At 46.6% G+C, this 15,913-nt stretch carries 12 protein-coding genes; 1 reads left to right on the plus strand and 11 read right to left on the minus strand.

From position 1 onward, the window contains the following. Positions 1-117: 117 nt before the first annotated feature. The 9 genes from K7H21_RS09920 to K7H21_RS09960 form a co-directional block, all read right to left on the minus strand. Positions 118-1,302 carry an MFS transporter gene (locus K7H21_RS09920; RefSeq protein WP_012541176.1) on the minus strand — a complete coding sequence of 395 codons (1,185 nt, stop codon included), beginning with the start codon at positions 1,300-1,302 and terminating at the stop codon, positions 118-120. Then, positions 1,299-2,534: an ATP-grasp domain-containing protein gene (locus tag K7H21_RS09925; protein WP_077139333.1), complete on the minus strand. Its 1,236-nt coding sequence runs from the start codon at positions 2,532-2,534 to the stop codon at positions 1,299-1,301. Before K7H21_RS09925 ends, K7H21_RS09920 begins: the two co-directional genes overlap by 4 nt. A gap of 49 nt (positions 2,535-2,583) precedes the next feature. Continuing rightward, positions 2,584-3,939: an FAD-binding oxidoreductase gene (locus tag K7H21_RS09930; protein WP_012541178.1), complete on the minus strand. Its 1,356-nt coding sequence runs from the start codon at positions 3,937-3,939 to the stop codon at positions 2,584-2,586. Positions 3,940-3,984: 45 nt separating this feature from the next. After that, on the minus strand, positions 3,985-4,986 hold the full coding sequence (locus K7H21_RS09935; protein ID WP_227516829.1) for a hypothetical protein: 1,002 nt from the start codon (positions 4,984-4,986) through the stop codon (positions 3,985-3,987). Positions 4,987-5,045: 59 nt separating this feature from the next. Further along, positions 5,046-5,768, minus strand: a complete 723-nt coding sequence (locus tag K7H21_RS09940; protein ID WP_227516828.1) for an alanyl-tRNA editing protein — start codon at positions 5,766-5,768, stop codon at positions 5,046-5,048. A gap of 71 nt (positions 5,769-5,839) precedes the next feature. Then, positions 5,840-6,892, minus strand: coding sequence for a pyridoxal phosphate-dependent aminotransferase (locus K7H21_RS09945; protein WP_012541181.1), 1,053 nt, complete (start codon positions 6,890-6,892; stop codon positions 5,840-5,842). Further along, positions 6,889-8,472, minus strand: a complete 1,584-nt coding sequence (locus K7H21_RS09950) for a phenylalanine aminomutase (D-beta-phenylalanine forming) (protein ID WP_012541182.1) — start codon at positions 8,470-8,472, stop codon at positions 6,889-6,891. Before K7H21_RS09950 ends, K7H21_RS09945 begins: the two co-directional genes overlap by 4 nt. Before the next feature lie 26 nt (positions 8,473-8,498). Next, positions 8,499-9,506: a TauD/TfdA family dioxygenase gene (locus tag K7H21_RS09955; protein ID WP_077139330.1), complete on the minus strand. Its 1,008-nt coding sequence runs from the start codon at positions 9,504-9,506 to the stop codon at positions 8,499-8,501. Positions 9,507-9,924: 418 nt separating this feature from the next. Beyond that, positions 9,925-11,175 (minus strand): tyrosine-type recombinase/integrase, encoded by a 1,251-nt coding sequence (locus K7H21_RS09960; protein WP_012541184.1) that lies wholly within the window; start codon positions 11,173-11,175, stop codon positions 9,925-9,927. A 643-nt stretch (positions 11,176-11,818) separates the two neighbouring features. On the opposite strand from K7H21_RS09960, the gene K7H21_RS09965 reads away from it, so the two are divergent. After that, positions 11,819-12,739 carry a LysR substrate-binding domain-containing protein gene (locus tag K7H21_RS09965; protein WP_040206036.1) on the plus strand — a complete coding sequence of 307 codons (921 nt, stop codon included), beginning with the start codon at positions 11,819-11,821 and terminating at the stop codon, positions 12,737-12,739. A gap of 44 nt (positions 12,740-12,783) precedes the next feature. On the opposite strand, the gene K7H21_RS09970 is transcribed toward K7H21_RS09965, so the two are convergent. After that, the gene (locus K7H21_RS09970) at positions 12,784-14,274 is read right to left on the minus strand and encodes an aldehyde dehydrogenase (protein ID WP_077139329.1); all 1,491 of its coding nucleotides are present in this window, start codon (positions 14,272-14,274) and stop codon (positions 12,784-12,786) included. Then, positions 14,267-15,913, minus strand: coding sequence for a GMC family oxidoreductase (locus tag K7H21_RS09975; protein ID WP_032754791.1), 1,647 nt, complete (start codon positions 15,911-15,913; stop codon positions 14,267-14,269). Before K7H21_RS09975 ends, K7H21_RS09970 begins: the two co-directional genes overlap by 8 nt.

Below are 15,913 nucleotides of genomic sequence, written 5' to 3' on the forward strand. Positions count from 1 at the left end.
TAAGATTGTCATGCATGATGTTCGTAAAGTTAATGATGCCGTTTTTCGCAGCATTCACATACGTTGCGGTAACAACTGTTACCACAATCATTATGTTATAGTGTTGGCCTCGTCTGATTATGAAGAGTCTGCGAAATTTTTATCCGTCTCAATACCGATTAAAGGTCGTTTCTGGAGTATTGATAACCATGCTCCAGCTGCTGCAATAAAACAGGTCAAAACTCCCAATAGGAAGGAAATAACACTCAGCTTTCCTGCAATAAGTAACAGCCCTGCTACTGTAGCAGTGGCTTCAGCAGCACCCCAGACACAGGTCTGTATTGCCATTACAACAGATCGACGTCCTCGCCAGATTCTAACTGCCTGCGCCTGATACAACGGACCACAAATCATTTCTCCGGTTACGATCAGGACGACAACAATATACAGAACGGCTTGCTGCTCAGATGAGAATATTAATAATGCACATCCTGAACCGATACATAAGTTTGAAATAACAACCCGCCATAGTCGGCTTATCCTCTGTGATAATGAAGTGATATAAACCTGTCCGATAATGATGATAATACTTGATAGAAGAAATAGAGTGCCTACCAGTTCACTGGAAAACTTTTCCACCGCATAGGTCGGCAATACATAATAAAACTGGGCATAGCCAACCATCGTCAGGAAATTAATCACCATAAAAGCGATAATTTGGTGATTACCAGTATCCTCTGATGAATTCTCTGTTTCACTTTTTGTGTCAGCCACCTCAGGATGGGTTGCAGAGGGTAGAGGACGGGTGGCTATTGCGCCCAGTGTCCCAAGTAACAAGGGAAAGGCAACAAACCAGTAACCTGTACCTGAAAGCATGAAGGACGCCAGAAATGGTGCAATACCAGCGCCAGCATTGGCTGCAACGTTTTCATATGAAAGCACACGCTCATGCTCGCCGTCATGGAAAACATGCACGATGTATGAAATTTGCGATATGACTGATACAGAGTTAGTCAGGCCAAATAACGTTGCAAGAACAATCCAGACAAAGATATCAGAAACGCCCATTGCTGCTGCGACGAGCATCAGGAATGCTGATATGGCAACACCCAACAGCGTAAGTGCGATCTCTGCTTTTCGTTCTGTTTTGTCCAGCAGGCGATGGAAAGCGAGCGCGCCTGTACGGTTCGCCACAATAGCAAACCCGACGACGATACCGGCAGCACTACTGCTGAGTCCCACAACGCTATTAAGCCAGACAGCCATGAAGGGATAAAAAAAGCTCCAGGCCGCTGCTGAGAAAAAGCGAATAATGTATATCATTTGAATACAGGTACCCTGTCCCCATGGTCAGTTTTTACGCGTATCAGGTTGATTTCCTGTTGAACAATGTCGGTGTACCCGGTAAGCATCCCGACCCATGAATAATCCGATACCCCCACAGGCTGGATGCGGCTGCCTGGACTGGCTATCGGGGTATGAATGGATGAAATCGCCGGAAAGTCCCATCCACGGATAACCGATTCTTCTGCCAGACCATACCAGTAGCTCAAGGTATTATTGATCTGCGCTGCTTGGTCATATGCGGGGACGGATTCTGCCAGACCTAAAGGGAGTAATGCTGCATGCTGCAAAACAGATGAAGGAGAATATCCATAGGCCAGAGCAACCTGTTCTACGATAGTTGCCCCACCTAAACGTCCCATATTGGCATCAATAAGATATGCTGTCGTATCTGTGGCGATAAATTCACAGTGGAAGAATCCGTTATCAAATCCTGAACGTAAGACAAGATCGTGAATAGCCGCCTGAATTTTTGCATGTACGATGGGCTCAATACCGCAGTCGGTTGGAAAATGGTTTGCCACCTCAGTAAACCGAACTCTTTCACGTCTGGACAACCCCAGGTAAATAGTTTTACCTCCCTGCACAAATCCTTCCATGCTCACTAGCGTTCCTGAACAATATTCTTGGATAATCCAGGGAAGGGTTTCACAGGATTTAGCACCGCTTGCTATTATCGCTGACTTGATCGTATGCGTCGGGTCCCGGTCTGCTTCAATATGAAGTGTGGATGTAGCAAGCGCGCCGGAACCGATCGCTGGTTTCAATATGATCGTATTGTTTTCACGTACCTTAAGCCAAGGTAGAACGAATTTATCTTCGGAAAATGAGATTTGTACCTCTTCCGGAACATGCTCAGGGACTATCTTACCGACCGCATATTTTGACGCCAGCTCAGCAAAGACGGAAGGTGGTCCTCTAAAGTTAAACTCCTCCGCGATTTTGTTGACCATCGGGAATAATTCATCAAAAAAAGTCGTAATGCTGTGGATATTCTGAGTGACATCCGGATGGGCATTCAAATAGTCAGACAGAGCATTATGGTCAGAAAAAAGAGGAATGCATTGAACATCACTAATTGCTTGTAGGGCATCGCCACAAAGTGCAGATTTATCAATAGAAAGAATAAGGTCGTGACCTGCATTGCGAATAGCGTCACTAATATATTTCACCGATATCTTGTTTATTCCTACGATTAATATGTATTGCATACTAAATATTCCCGTTTTAGTGTAACCAGAATAGTTCTGCTGAATTCGCTCAATACATTTTTGCTGGATTCATGATATTATGCGGATCCAAAGCAGACTTAATGGCTTTCATCAAATGCAGGGCTGCACCATGCTGCACTGACATCCATTTTATTTTTCCCTGTCCGACACCGTGCTCGCCACTGATGGTTCCACCATATGACAAAGCTCGTTCAGCCAGACGACTCAGAAATCCCTGTATAACAGGAGTTTCTTCCTCTCCTTCACGGAGCATAAGTAAAAGATGGAAATTACCGTCTCCAACATGCCCTATTAAGGGAGCCTTGAGCCCTGTATTCGCGATATCCGTTTCTGTTGCAGTAATACAAGCGCTCAGGCATGACAGAGGGACACAGATATCCGTAGGGATCCCCTGGCAACCTTCATAAAAGGCATGGAATGCCCACCACGCATCATGACGTGCTAACCACAGTGCTTCTCTTTCTTCTGGATGAGAAGAAAGCTGTACTTCCCCTCCGTACCTGTGCACATGTTCTTCAAATAACGCAATATTACCTGGCATTGACAGGCTATTAACGTGTAACTCCACAAACAAATGCGGTTTTTCTGATAATCCCAGTTTTGAATAAGCATTACATGCCCGAACTGCGGAAACATTAAGGAGTTCAATACGTGCAATAGGTAGTGCAGATTTCAAGGTGTCTGTCACAGCCCTGACGGCATTCTCTACTGAGTCAAACGCACAAACACCGGAAAGAATAACTTCAGGGAGTGGATGAAGCTTAACGGTTAACTCACTGAAAATGCCTAGTGTGCCTTCCGAACCAACGGCAAGTGAAAGCAGGTCAAGCCCCATAGCTGATTTCACCGCTCTGGATCCGATGTTTGCTATAGACCCGTCAACCATGACAAGACGGGCAGCCCGGACATTCGTTGCCATCGTGCCATAACGCACTGAGTTTGTTCCTGAGGCACGGGTTGCGGCCATACCGCCAATTGAGGCATTTGCACCTGGGTCAACTGAAAAAAACAACCCTGTTCCCCGGAGAGCTTCATTCAATTGTTCGCGCGTGACACCGGGCTGGATTGTCGCGGTCATATCTTCAATGCTGATGTCCGTAATGGCATTCATTTCAGAGCAATCAATGCATATACCTCCTTGCGGGGCATTAATCTGTCCCTCGATCGAGGTCCGGGCACCACTTGGTATCATGGGCAGTCCTTCAACAGAACAGAACGTCACGATATCCACGATATCCTGCTCATTTCGGACGATCACAACCCCATCGGGAGGACTACGAGTAATTCCCGTCGGAGCTTGGCAGTACTGTTCTCTGAATGTCGGCTCCGTATGAAAATGATCGCCAAATTTTTCCTGTAATTTTTTGATAACTGACATGTTCATTCATTGCCTCCATTGTAAATATAAAATCAGGGCCTTATGGTGGAACTATTCTGGCTTTTTAAATCCTGAAGGTTTTCTGGCAGTTCGACCGTCATATTCTGGTCTGCCTGAAATGATCAATTCCAAAAAATAAGGATGTGCATTCTCATCCTCAAGCTGTCGTCCGGATTTAGTGTGCACCTCAATAGCGGAAAAGAGATCAACAAGTCTGTCCTGTATTTGTTCAATTTCCGGCGATTTAAGCGTAACCATAGCACTAAATTTAAATGTCCCATCTATGTCAAAATATTCACTTTTTTCGGGTTTGGACAGGGATTTCTCAGTTTCATAACACATAAATTTGTCTTTAAGATTAATAGATTCTGGGGTCCTTGGCATTCTGAGTGTCGGTGCAAGGCGAATGAAAGGGGCTTCCTCATGGTTTCGTTCTTTTGCTACAAGACTCAAAAATTCGACCACACGAGAATCGAATGCAATGTCAAGTTGATGGCAAACTTGTTTAATTTCGGCCACGGATGCAGTGTCAACCATATATAGATATGTCATAAGAGGCCATAAATCAAAATTGTTCTTAAATCCTCTAATTATTTCATCGGAAATAATAAATTCGCGTTCATATCGACTTAGGCTGAGTGCGCGGCGTAATATTTTGGAATCATGGTCTCTCAGTTCCAGTCTTGAAGACAGATCTCTTGTTTCTATTCCTTTCCCAAATAACATTTCATGCATATCAGAAGGTAATAAATCCTTAAAATAATGCCAGAAATAATCAAAGCTTGATTTGCTTGATGTTTCTATACCAAGAGAGTTGTGGAGTTCTACTGCTGAGTCTATACTGAGATATTTCCTGCCTGCTTCGATATCACGATAATAATTAGCAGAAAAAGGAATATCTATCCCTTCCAGAAACGTCGAAACTTTAAGATGTCCCCTTTCAACACGAAGTTGTGTCAGGAATGAACCAAGAGCATGTTTTTCATCTGTCTTGTTAGACGTTTTACCAGGGAGACTATCTACGTGTTTTGTTTTGTTTTTATCTGTTCTCATACCAGAGGCTACCATCGTTATTTGTTGATTAGTTATTGACTCTATAGACATCTACCAGGTTAACCTGAATTATCAGAGAGCCTGAGTGCTATACGCGTCATGTTTTTTTTGATTTTCAACGTGGAAAATATCATCCCGATCTCTTTTGTATCTTTTACATGTGTACCTCCACAAGGAATTGACCATCGCCCACATTTCCATATCCGAAAGTTATTTCCCTGTTCGGGAACATTTACAGTTTGTATCGCATGTCCCGATGAACAAAATTCATTTAGTTCTGTTGTTGCCTTTTCAAGAATATCTTCATCAATATAGTCAAGAAGTTGATAGTGATTCTCTCCGCTTTCATCATTGAGTGGTGAACGAACAGGGTAAGGGATTGAATGGCCTGTTACCTGCTCAAGTATACAATGGATCAGATGTACCGCCGAGTGTATACGCATCTGGTGATATCGCAGATCCCAGTCAAGAATAGCAGTCACTTGCTGACCTGCCTGCTTTTCCAGCAAGTCAAAACCGATCTCATTAATATCAAGATAGTGTCTGATCTCTTCATCTTTTCGTTTTGTTGTGATAACACCCATTTTTTGTTGTGATGTCAGCATATTCGGTAAAACAAGATAACCTCTGTCACCCAATTGCCCGCCACCCTGTGGGTAAAAAATGGTCTGACTGAGGACACAATAGGGAGAATTTGACTCATCAAGGTTAACATGAAGGAGTCGCGTTTGGGTTTGACTTAGATAGGGGACTGTATGGTACAGCCCTGGTACTTTATTCATATCCTGAAACCTCAATTGAATAGATGCTTTTGATCATTTATTTGAATGAATGTAAATAATCTTGGCAGAATCTATGCTTTTAGTTCTTTCTCTAAAATAGAGAATAACTTTTCCATTTGTTCCCGGGGTCCGAATGTAATTCTCAGGCAATGATCCAAAGAATAATCGGTCAGCCTGGCTATAAGGAAACCTTCACTGTTAAGACTGTTCTGGATCTCCAGGCTGCGTTCTTCACTGTCAAATTCAACAAAGACGAAGTTGACATATTGGGCACTGGCTTTGACTCCGTAACATTCAAATAAATCTACCAGCCTTCTTCCCCAGCTAAGGCAATATTCCGTTGTCTTGAAAAGATGTTCACGATCCTGTAGTGCATGTTCACCAGCAAGAGCAGATAAAGCACTGACATTGTAAGGTGCCCGGCGAGCTTCCAGTTTTGGATATAGATCTGTGCTGACGTAAGCCCAGCCAAGACGCAATCCGGCAAGTCCATACGCTTTTGAAAATGTTCGTAAGCATATTGAGTTAACACGTTTATGAACGATTTGAATACCTGCCGTATTTTCGATATCAGGTGTAAATTCTGCGTAGGCCTCATCAATGATGATGGTCGTTTCTGGCGGTATGGTTTCAACTAGAGATATCAGTTCTGAAGGTGCAATATAGTGACCCAAAGGATTAGAAGGATTAACCAGGACCAGAATGTCAGGTTTATGACTGACCGCCTCTTTTAAATCCTCCGGGAGGATGCGCCCACTATTCACTGGGATCTCACTGTATAAGGCCCCGAGAATATCAGTTCTCTTTTTATACATCATAAAACTGTGACGAGGAGCGGTAAGCCGTGCACCCGGTTTCAGCAGACTACGCAGTGTGATATCAATCAGTTCATCAGAGCCATTACCCGTGATGATCTGTTCCGGATTAATATTCCAGCGTTCTCCAATTGCTGCTCTTAGTGCTTTGTAGGTGGGATCGGGATACTGGCTCAGCAAAGACAGATCATATCGTCCCGTTTGTATTAGGTCTGGTGAACCCAACGGATTTTCATTGGCGTGCAGGCGGATGGAAGCATTATTATTTGCTTCCTCAACACATTCCCGGATTTTTTTAGAGAACATCATGAGTGGCCTCCAAGTATCCGGGATACGAGTTCTTCCAGATAAGGTGTTATTGACTCGTCATGGTCCAGATAAGGGACTGACTCCCTTACTTTTGCGTACCACAGGCGACCTGAATTTCCTAATTTTGTAGCATCCCTGATATCAGCTGCCTGAGCGGCGCAGATCAACTCAAAAGCAATAACATAGCGGGTATTCTGGAGTACCTCCGCCGTTCTGCGAGCAGCAACCAGACCGAAAGAGACTACGTCCTGAAAATCACCTGTTGTTGTTAGTGTTTGTATTGATACCGGTGTAGCCAGAGAACGATTTTCCGCTGTGACAGAAGATGACATAAACTGTCCCCCCATTAAACCAAACCGCAGCCCACCATTTTCTGCACATAGAAAAGAGGGGAGCCCGTTGCTGTTCGCACTGGTCAGCAATCTGTCTGTTCGCCGGTCAGATAAGTTACACATGGTAATGATTGCTATCGTCAAATAGTCCATCGCGGCGGATATATACTGTCCGTGAAAATGACCGTTATGGAAAACCTGACCGTTTTCGGGTGTGATAAGGGGGTTATCATTTGACGAATTTAATTCATTACTCACTATTCGTTCCACAAATTCTATTGTCTCCAAAACCGGGCCAAGTATCTGTGGTGTGCAGCGAATTGAATAGGCATCTTCAATCGGCATATCTTCTTGTTTGATGCTATTCGTAAGCCTGCTTCCGAGTTCTGATGAAAGCTGTATATCATCAACCGCCAGCCTTGTTCCCTGGAGGTTATTCCATATCATCTCTGCAATTTTTTGCTGGCCTGTATGCGGTTTTAGTTGATGAACGTCGGGATGAAATGGCCGAATCCTGGCAAGAAGCGTTTCTGAGGCAAAGGCGGAGATTGACGCATATTGTTCAAGAAGTGACCTGGTTTCGATGACATTAAGGGCGGCAAGCGCAACCATGCAGGAGGTGCCGTTGATGAGTGCCAGCCCTTCCTTATAACTTAGCTCAAGCGGTGCGAGCCCCAACTGGTGCAGAATATCTTCTGCAGCCAAGCGTTCACCATTGAACCAGGCATTGCCCTCACCAGTGAGCATACGGGCCATGGCTGCCAGTGGCCCTAGATCTCCGCTGGTGCCCAATGACCCTTTACGTGGTATCTCAGGAATCAGACCAGCGTTGTAGATTGCGATAAATCGATCGAAATTTTCCAAAGATAATGCTGAGTTGCCGCGAGAAAGTGAGATAATTCGGGCGAACATAGTTGCCCGGCAAATTATATCTGAAAATCTTTCACCAACATTTGTCGCAACACCACGTATAAGGTTTTTTTGTAATTCTTCAGCCCTTTCGAGCGGAACGAGATGATCGACAAAACCACCCATCCCAGTGTTGACCCCATATATAACCGAGCCTTCTTTCACTAATTTTTCAAGGGCTCGTCTTGATGCGGCAATTCTTTCTCTGGTTTCTTCTGAAGCAACTATTTTTTTACTGAACTGAGAGAATTCAATAAAGTCTTTCAGACTGACGTTACGGCCTGGGCTGAGAATGAAGGTATCGCCTGTGGATGTGCTATTATGCTGTGTAATATTCATGACCATTTTCCTTCTGTTTGTTTGAATTAATGTTCAGTCCAGTCGGCAATAATGACGTTAATCTCTCTGTTTCCTGAAAATGCATGCCTGCCATGAGCAAACTGCAGGTTATCGAGCAGCAAAATATCGCCGGTGTTCAGATTCACGTCCTGTTCTAACCCCTTGACCAGATGAAATAAGTTAAGTGTCAGTTCTTCCGGTAGCGGTTCTCCATCGCCGAAACACATGGATTCGAGAAGTTCAGGACAATTCTGAGCAGCTTCTTTTAACTCTTCTTCGTCTTCGTTTCTGGAATCCACCCGCGCCCATTCAATCATCGCAGCAGCACCCCAGAAATGTGCCTGATTGCACCAGATCAACTCATTTTTAAGAGGATGCTGACTCACCGGAGAAATACAGTCCTGCCAAAGGATTAAATCATCATTCCACCATTCAAATTCCCAACCCCTGGAGCGGCAGGCAAACTCTGCCTCTTCTTTTGTTTTTGCAGAAAGCGCTTCCTGCCAGCTTTTTTTTATTCCGGGTTTCAGATGAACTCGGTTTTCATCCGGCAATGTTCTGCGCAGTCTGAGGCCGCGTTCTGTCAGAAGTTGTAATGTTGAAGGCTCGACCAGTTTTGTTATTCGGCGCATATCGCCAATGGTAGATTCTCCGCCCTCTGCGGCGGGTTTGACGCAAGAGAAGGCAATGATTTCCGGTGGGTGTTTTACATAGGCCATTTCCTGATGGAGGATGATTGACCATGCCGGAGGCGTTCGGGTTGCCTCCATAACTTTACCTTTTATGGTTGAACGGGGAGATGAACCACCAATGTAATCTCTGGTGCGAAAACCTAGCGCATTCATTATCACTTCAAACACCGCGGGTTCTGCACTTTGCGCAACGCCTCGTAGGAGCAGCGCTCCGTTGTTGAGCAGTGCTGCCCGAATATCTGGTGCAGCTTGAATAAAGAAGTTTTGCGTATCAGTGACCGATAACCCATCAATGATGAATCCATACAGTCCACTCTCATTACATTCTTTCAACATAACCATCTTAGTCTCCTTGAGTCTTAAGAGATGTTGATATGTCTGTCTACTAATTAATCGCTACGGCTCACCAAAGTCAACAAAAAGAATTATTTTTCTTTTAAAAGAAATAAAAAGTACTCAAACATTTTTTATTGATACTTAATTGATTTAAAATCAATAATATATAAACATATAAAACTATTAGAAATATTTTTCATTAGTTTGTTCCTTCAGTTGTTGTTTGCATGTTTTTGGGCCCAGCGATAGTAAAATCCTGATTAAAGTGGGCTTTACGAATCAATGAGTACCATTAAAGATCAACTGCTTACTTAAATAATTGCCGAGTAAGCTTTAGGGGGAGATTGCGGCATGGGAGTATAAAAAAGGCCCATGATTAATACGATAATGGGCCGTTCTTTAAAGCTAAGACATTATGAATATTTTAATTTTTTTCAAAAAGATATGGTGAAATAAAAACCTTTCGATTCATTGCAAGATAATCCGACCACCATTGCATCATCGCTTTTCGGGCATCAAGGTATTCCGCTTTATGTATGTAAGCCGCCCGCACGCTGTTGCGCTCCTGATGGCTCATCTGGCGCTCCACTGCATCCTGCGACCATAAACCGGACTCCATCAGGGCGCTGCATGCCATTGCCCTGAAGCCGTGACCGCAGATATCCTGTTTAGTGTCGTAACCCATAAGGCGCAGTGCCTTATTCACGGTGTTTTCACACATCGGTTTATATGGGTTATGGTCGCCGGGGAAGACCAGCTCACCATCACCGGAGATATCTTTAATCCGTTTCAGAATAGCGATGGCCTGTTCTGAGAGGGGGACGATATGAGCAGTGCGCATTTTGGCACCGCGCCCGGAATAACGCACGCCTGCAATGGCTTCGCGTGTGGCAGGTATCGTCCAGGTTCTATTTCTGAAATCTATTTCTGACCAACGGGCAAAGCGCAGCTCACTGGAGCGAATGAACAGATGCAGCGTCAACAGGACGGCAAGCCGGGTCAGTTCACGGCCTTGATGATATGCCTCAATACGTTTAAGCAGTTCAGGCAGCCGCTCCAGTGGCAGGGCGGGATAATGCCGTCTGACTGGAGGAGCCGTCACGCCGTCAAGGTTTGCCGCCGGGTTGCTGTCGATTAACCCCTGATGAACTGCATGACGCATGATGTTGCTGAGGTGCTGCCGCGTGCGGGACGCAACTTCAAGCAGGCCTTTTTCCTCAATCCCTTTCAGCAGGTCAATGAAATGCCGGGGTTTAAGCTCTGAGATTGACAGGTGGCCGATAACCGGAAATACATGATTATTCAGGCTGGCAAGCAGACGGTCAGCGGTGTTCTGCGACCATTTTTTATTACTTTTATGCCACGCCAGTGCCACGATTTTAAATACTTTCTCCGGTGTGTAGGCTCCGCGTTCAACTGCCCGCTGCTGTGCCGGGTTGATGTTCAGCGCCAGCATCTTACGGATACCTTCGCGCTGGTGGCGGGCATCAGACAGGGAAATGGCAGGATAGGCACCCAGTGCAATGCGGGATTCTTTGCCGTTTATACGATATTTGAGATACCAGTGCCGTGAACCGCCTGGTTTGATAAGAAGGTAAAGACCGTGAGAGTCAGAAATTTTGAAGGGTTTTGCGGATGGCTTTAACTTGCGGATTTTTGAGTCGTTAAGGGACATTTGGGGTCACTCCGTCATCGAACTAACCTGACCCCAGATTTGACCACCAATTTTTCCCGATGCGGAGGGTAAAATCAAAATGCACCGGGAAGAGTTTCCACGCTAACCTATTGAATCAAAATAACATAAGGATTCGCAAGGATGCATGAAAGCAGGAATTTGGCTCCTCTGACTGGGTCGCATTTGCGAGCATGGGGCTATTACAAAAACCAATATGACTAACTAGCAGTAATCCTTAGTTCTCGGGCGGAAGACGAAATGTCATGCTGTTTCGGCAGCAATCCATATAGATTCATAAATTGACATTTTAGCCTCCACGTCGGCAGCGGTGTTGGGAGCAGAGGTTCTACATCTTAAACTGAAGCATTTAAGAAACATTGGCTTCTGGCTGAGTCATTGCCACCGATAAATACCACAATGAGTAGCTACGCTACTTGTGACGTTTTCTACCCCCCAGGCTTCAACGCATAACGGTAGTCGCGTTACACCCATGGTTATGTCTATCTACAGAAGGGCGAACTGAAGCTTAAATTTTAGAATAACAATGTAGCTCTTAACTATGGCGCAAATATTGCATATTAAAATTAGATAGAATGAGACTATTTAGAATGTTAACGCGAAGATATTTTATAAAGGTTTTTTCATGACACATTTCACACTCAAGCAACTTAAATATTTCGTCACTGTGGTTGAGACCGAAAGCATCGCCGAAGCGTCACGCCAGCTGCATATCGCCCAGCCTTCGATTTCGGTCGCCATCAAAAACCTTGAGGACGCTTTTGAACAGCAGCTGTTCATTCGCCATCATGCACAGGGCGTATCGCTCACCTCCAGTGGGAGACGGTTCTACGAAAAAGCAAAGGAGTTGCTGCGGTTGTCCTATGAGTTTGAGCAAAGTTCACGCGCAGAAAATGAGCTGGTTTGCGGCACCATCGCCGTGGGTTGTTTTGAATCGGCGGCTCCGCTGTATATGCCCAAGCTGATTGCAGGTTTCAAAAAACTCTATCCGGAAATCAATATTCAGCTGTACGACGGTGAACAGCATGAGCTGATGCACGGTTTACATCGTGGCCGTTTTGACATGGCATTTCTCTACGATCTTGACCTGGACAACGCGATTCAGAAAGAACCGCTGAATGCGCCGCATAAACCCTATGCGCTGCTACCGGCGGCGCATCCGCTGGCGAAAAAAAGTGCGGTGACATTACAGGAACTGGCAAGCGAACCGATGATCCTGTTGGATGCGGTACCCAGCAAAAATTACTTTATCAGCATTTTCAAAGAGAATGGTTATTACCCTGAAGTGGCCTATAGCTCTCCGTCAATTGAAATGGTGCGGTGCATGGTCGGGCAGGGGCTGGGCTTTTCGGTGCTGGTGACCCGGCCCTGTTCGGATATGACATACGATGGGCAGCGCTTGGTGCAACTGGATATTATCGATGAAATGGCGGCATCGACGCTGATTATGGCTTATCTGCAAAATAATGAACCCACGCGGCCCACGCGGTTATTTATGGATTATTGCCGCAGTGTTGAATTAACTCCGGCCGTCAGCAGCCATTAAATTGTTACTCTACCCGTTGCGGGTAGAGCAAACGTCAGTTGTATTTAACGTAATTCAAGCCAGGTGGTTTTTAATTTGGTGAATTTATCAAAGGCATGTAAAGACAGGTCGCGGCCAAAACCCGATTGCTGATTGCCACCAAAAGGAACGGTCACATCCAGCGCATCAACGGTGTTGACCGACACCGTTCCGGCGTTCAGTTTGCGCGCCACACGATGTGCCTGATTCAGGTCGTCCGACCATACAGACGCAGCAAGGGCGTAAATATGATTATTCGCCAGTTCGATGGCTTCCGACTCATCATCAAAGACTTTTACCGCGAGCACCGGACCGAATACTTCATCACACCATAAGTTAACGTTTTCGCTTTCAATCTCAATCACCGTCGGCAGGATGTAGTTAGCGACTGTCTCGATTTCGCGTTGCTCGCCACCCGCGCGCACAATACCGCCCTGAGTCACTGCGGTCTGAATAAAATCCATCACCTTATCTTTATGCGCAGTCGAAACCATCGCGCCCATCCTCGCATTGGGGTTAAGCGGGTGGTCAGGTTGCCAGCCGTGCAACTTCGTGATCAACTTCGCCATAAAGTCGGGATAGATCTTACGCTCAACTAATAATCTGGAGTTAGCTGAACAAACTTCACCCTGGTTGAAACAGATACCGAAGGCGGCTTTTTCGGCGGCTAAATCGAGATCCTGGCAATTGGCAAAAATAATGTTGGCGCTTTTGCCACCACATTCCAGCCACACCTGCTTCAAATTGGATTGGCCGGAATAGGCCATAAAGGCTTTGCCCACCGCGGTTGAACCGGTAAAGGTCAGCACATCAACATCGTTATGCTGGCCCAGCGCAGCACCGGCTTCGATCCCCAGCCCGGTAACAACGTTTAACACCCCGGCGGGCAACCCGGCCTCCAGCGCTAGTTCTGCCAGTTTCAGTGCGGTGAAAGGCGAATTCTCCGAGGGTTTCAGGATCACACTATTTCCGGCTGCCAGCGCTGGGCCAATTTTCCAGGCGGCAATATCGAGGGGAAAATTCCACGGCACAATGGCGGCAACCACGCCGACAGGTTCACGGGTGATGGTTGCCAGGGTACCCGGACGGGTGGGGGCAACCTCGTCATAAATCTTATCGATACTTTCTGCGTACCAGGCCATCACATGAGCAGCACCAGGCACATCAACGTTATAGGCATCGAGCACCGGTTTCCCCATGCTTGCGCTTTCCAGCAGCGCCAGTTCTTCCCGGTGCTCCAGCATCAGCTCCGCCAGCCTGCGCAGCACGGCTTTGCGTTGCGCTAAAGGACATTCAGACCAGATACCAGAGGTAAATGCCTTGCGTGCTGAACGCACCGCAGCGTCAATATCCTCAGCCTGGCAAGCGGTGACGTCCGCTAACACTGCATTGGTGGCGGGATTCACCACCGCCCAGGTTTTCTCCGCTTTGGCGAAGTAAGGTTTACCCCCGATAAGGGCATGCGTGCTAAAGCGTTGTTGGTTCAGCAGACCTTGCCAGTAATCACGATTATGCATAAGCGTTCTCCTTATTCGTCTCGGTCTCAGCTACCGGCGTTCCTTGCAGGATCATGCTTGCCGCACGTTCGCCAATCATAATTGAAGGCGCATTGGTGTTGCCGCTGATAAGCGTCGGCATAATTGATGCATCTGCCACGCGCAAATTTTCCACGCCATATACCTTGAGAGTGTCCGGTGCGACAACACTCATTTCATCCCGCCCCATCTTGCAGGTGCCAACCGGATGGAAAACCGTGGCGCAATATTCTTTGACGTATTGATGCAGCTGTTCGTCAGTCTGGATATGTTTGCCCGGCAGCATCTCTTCGCCACGCAATGCATTGAATTCCGGCTGAGCCAGAATATTCCTTGCCACTTTTATCCCTTCCACCAGCACGCTGGCGTCATAAGGATCGGCGAGGAAATTAAAATCAATAGCGATCTGCCCATCACGCTTTAACTGCAACGCGCCGATCGACCGCGGACGTAAAACGCAGGTGTGAATCGCATAGCCGTGGCCCCATTCAAATAAACGGCCACGATGGCTGCGATAACCCGGCACAAAATGGAACTGAATATCGGGTTCATCGCTACTGAGTTTTGTCGCGGCAAAGCCACCGGCTTCAACATAATTGGTGGTTAGCCAACCTTTGCGACGAAAGAGATACTGGAAGGGGGATGTCAGGATCGGTTTCCAAGCGGCGAGGGAAAAACCAAGCGTCAGAGGGTTTCTGGAACGCACGGTGACCAGACCATCCAGATGGTCCTGAAGATTTTTGCCCACCCCGGGAAGAGGGTGCACCAGCGGAATACCTGCGGCCTCAAGTTCGGCAGCAGGCCCGATACCTGATTTCAGCAGAATATGCGGTGAGCCGATCGAGCCGGCCGAAAGGATGACTTCATGGCGGCAGAGAATTGACGTGGGTTGATCGCGGCCATGCTCAGTTATTCGCACGCCTTTGACCGCTTTGTCTTCAATGATCAACGTTTGCACGGTGCAGTCAGTCATCACGGTCAAATTGCTGCGCCCAATATGGGGATGCAAAAATGCACGATAGCTTGATAACCGTTTGCCATCCTTTTGCGTGACGTTGTAAATGCCGACCCCCGCCAGCGATTTACCGTTAAAGTCGGTGTTCTCCGCTAATCCGACCCGCTTGCCCGCCGCGACAAACAGCGCTGATACCGGATTGGGATCGCGCGGTTTATCGACCAGTAATTCGCCGTTAAAACCATGATATGCCGGGTCCTGAGACAGCAGATTCTTTTCCGATCGTTTGAACCAGGGCAGGACATTATTCCAGCCCCAGCCCTCACAACCTTGCTGTTCCCAGCGGTCATAATCAGAAGGTAATCCGCGAATATAAATCATGCTGTTCATGGATGAGGAACCACCCAGCGCCTTGCCGCGCGGGACGTGGATTTGCCGTCCCCCCAGGCTTTTTTGTGGCGTTGAATAAAAGTTCCAGCTGAACTTTTTGCTTTTATACAGGGTGATGGTGCCCGCAGGCGTCTGGATACGCGGGGTTTCATCACGGCTACCGGCCTCGATAAGGCAGATCTTGAGATCTGCCTGCTCTGCAAGCCGGGCGGCCAGTACTGAACCTGCGGAACCACCACCAATAATGATGTAGTCATAGGTCTTGCTATTGTTCAT

The organism is Klebsiella sp. CTHL.F3a (assembly GCF_019890895.1).
Classification (GTDB): domain Bacteria; phylum Pseudomonadota; class Gammaproteobacteria; order Enterobacterales; family Enterobacteriaceae; genus Klebsiella; species Klebsiella grimontii.

Coding starts and splice junctions, on each gene's coding strand:
- K7H21_RS09920 (WP_012541176.1), bottom strand. CDS start 1,302: ATGATATACATTATTCGCTTTTTCTCAGCAGCGGCCTGGAGCTTTTTT.
- K7H21_RS09925 (WP_077139333.1), bottom strand. CDS start 2,534: ATGCAATACATATTAATCGTAGGAATAAACAAGATATCGGTGAAATAT.
- K7H21_RS09930 (WP_012541178.1), bottom strand. CDS start 3,939: ATGAACATGTCAGTTATCAAAAAATTACAGGAAAAATTTGGCGATCAT.
- K7H21_RS09935 (WP_227516829.1), bottom strand. CDS start 4,986: ATGAGAACAGATAAAAACAAAACAAAACACGTAGATAGTCTCCCTGGT.
- K7H21_RS09940 (WP_227516828.1), bottom strand. CDS start 5,768: ATGAATAAAGTACCAGGGCTGTACCATACAGTCCCCTATCTAAGTCAA.
- K7H21_RS09945 (WP_012541181.1), bottom strand. CDS start 6,892: ATGATGTTCTCTAAAAAAATCCGGGAATGTGTTGAGGAAGCAAATAAT.
- K7H21_RS09950 (WP_012541182.1), bottom strand. CDS start 8,472: ATGAATATTACACAGCATAATAGCACATCCACAGGCGATACCTTCATT.
- K7H21_RS09955 (WP_077139330.1), bottom strand. CDS start 9,506: ATGGTTATGTTGAAAGAATGTAATGAGAGTGGACTGTATGGATTCATC.
- K7H21_RS09960 (WP_012541184.1), bottom strand. CDS start 11,175: ATGTCCCTTAACGACTCAAAAATCCGCAAGTTAAAGCCATCCGCAAAA.
- K7H21_RS09965 (WP_040206036.1), top strand. CDS start 11,819: ATGACACATTTCACACTCAAGCAACTTAAATATTTCGTCACTGTGGTT.
- K7H21_RS09970 (WP_077139329.1), bottom strand. CDS start 14,274: ATGCATAATCGTGATTACTGGCAAGGTCTGCTGAACCAACAACGCTTT.
- K7H21_RS09975 (WP_032754791.1), bottom strand. CDS start 15,913: ATGAACAATAGCAAGACCTATGACTACATCATTATTGGTGGTGGTTCC.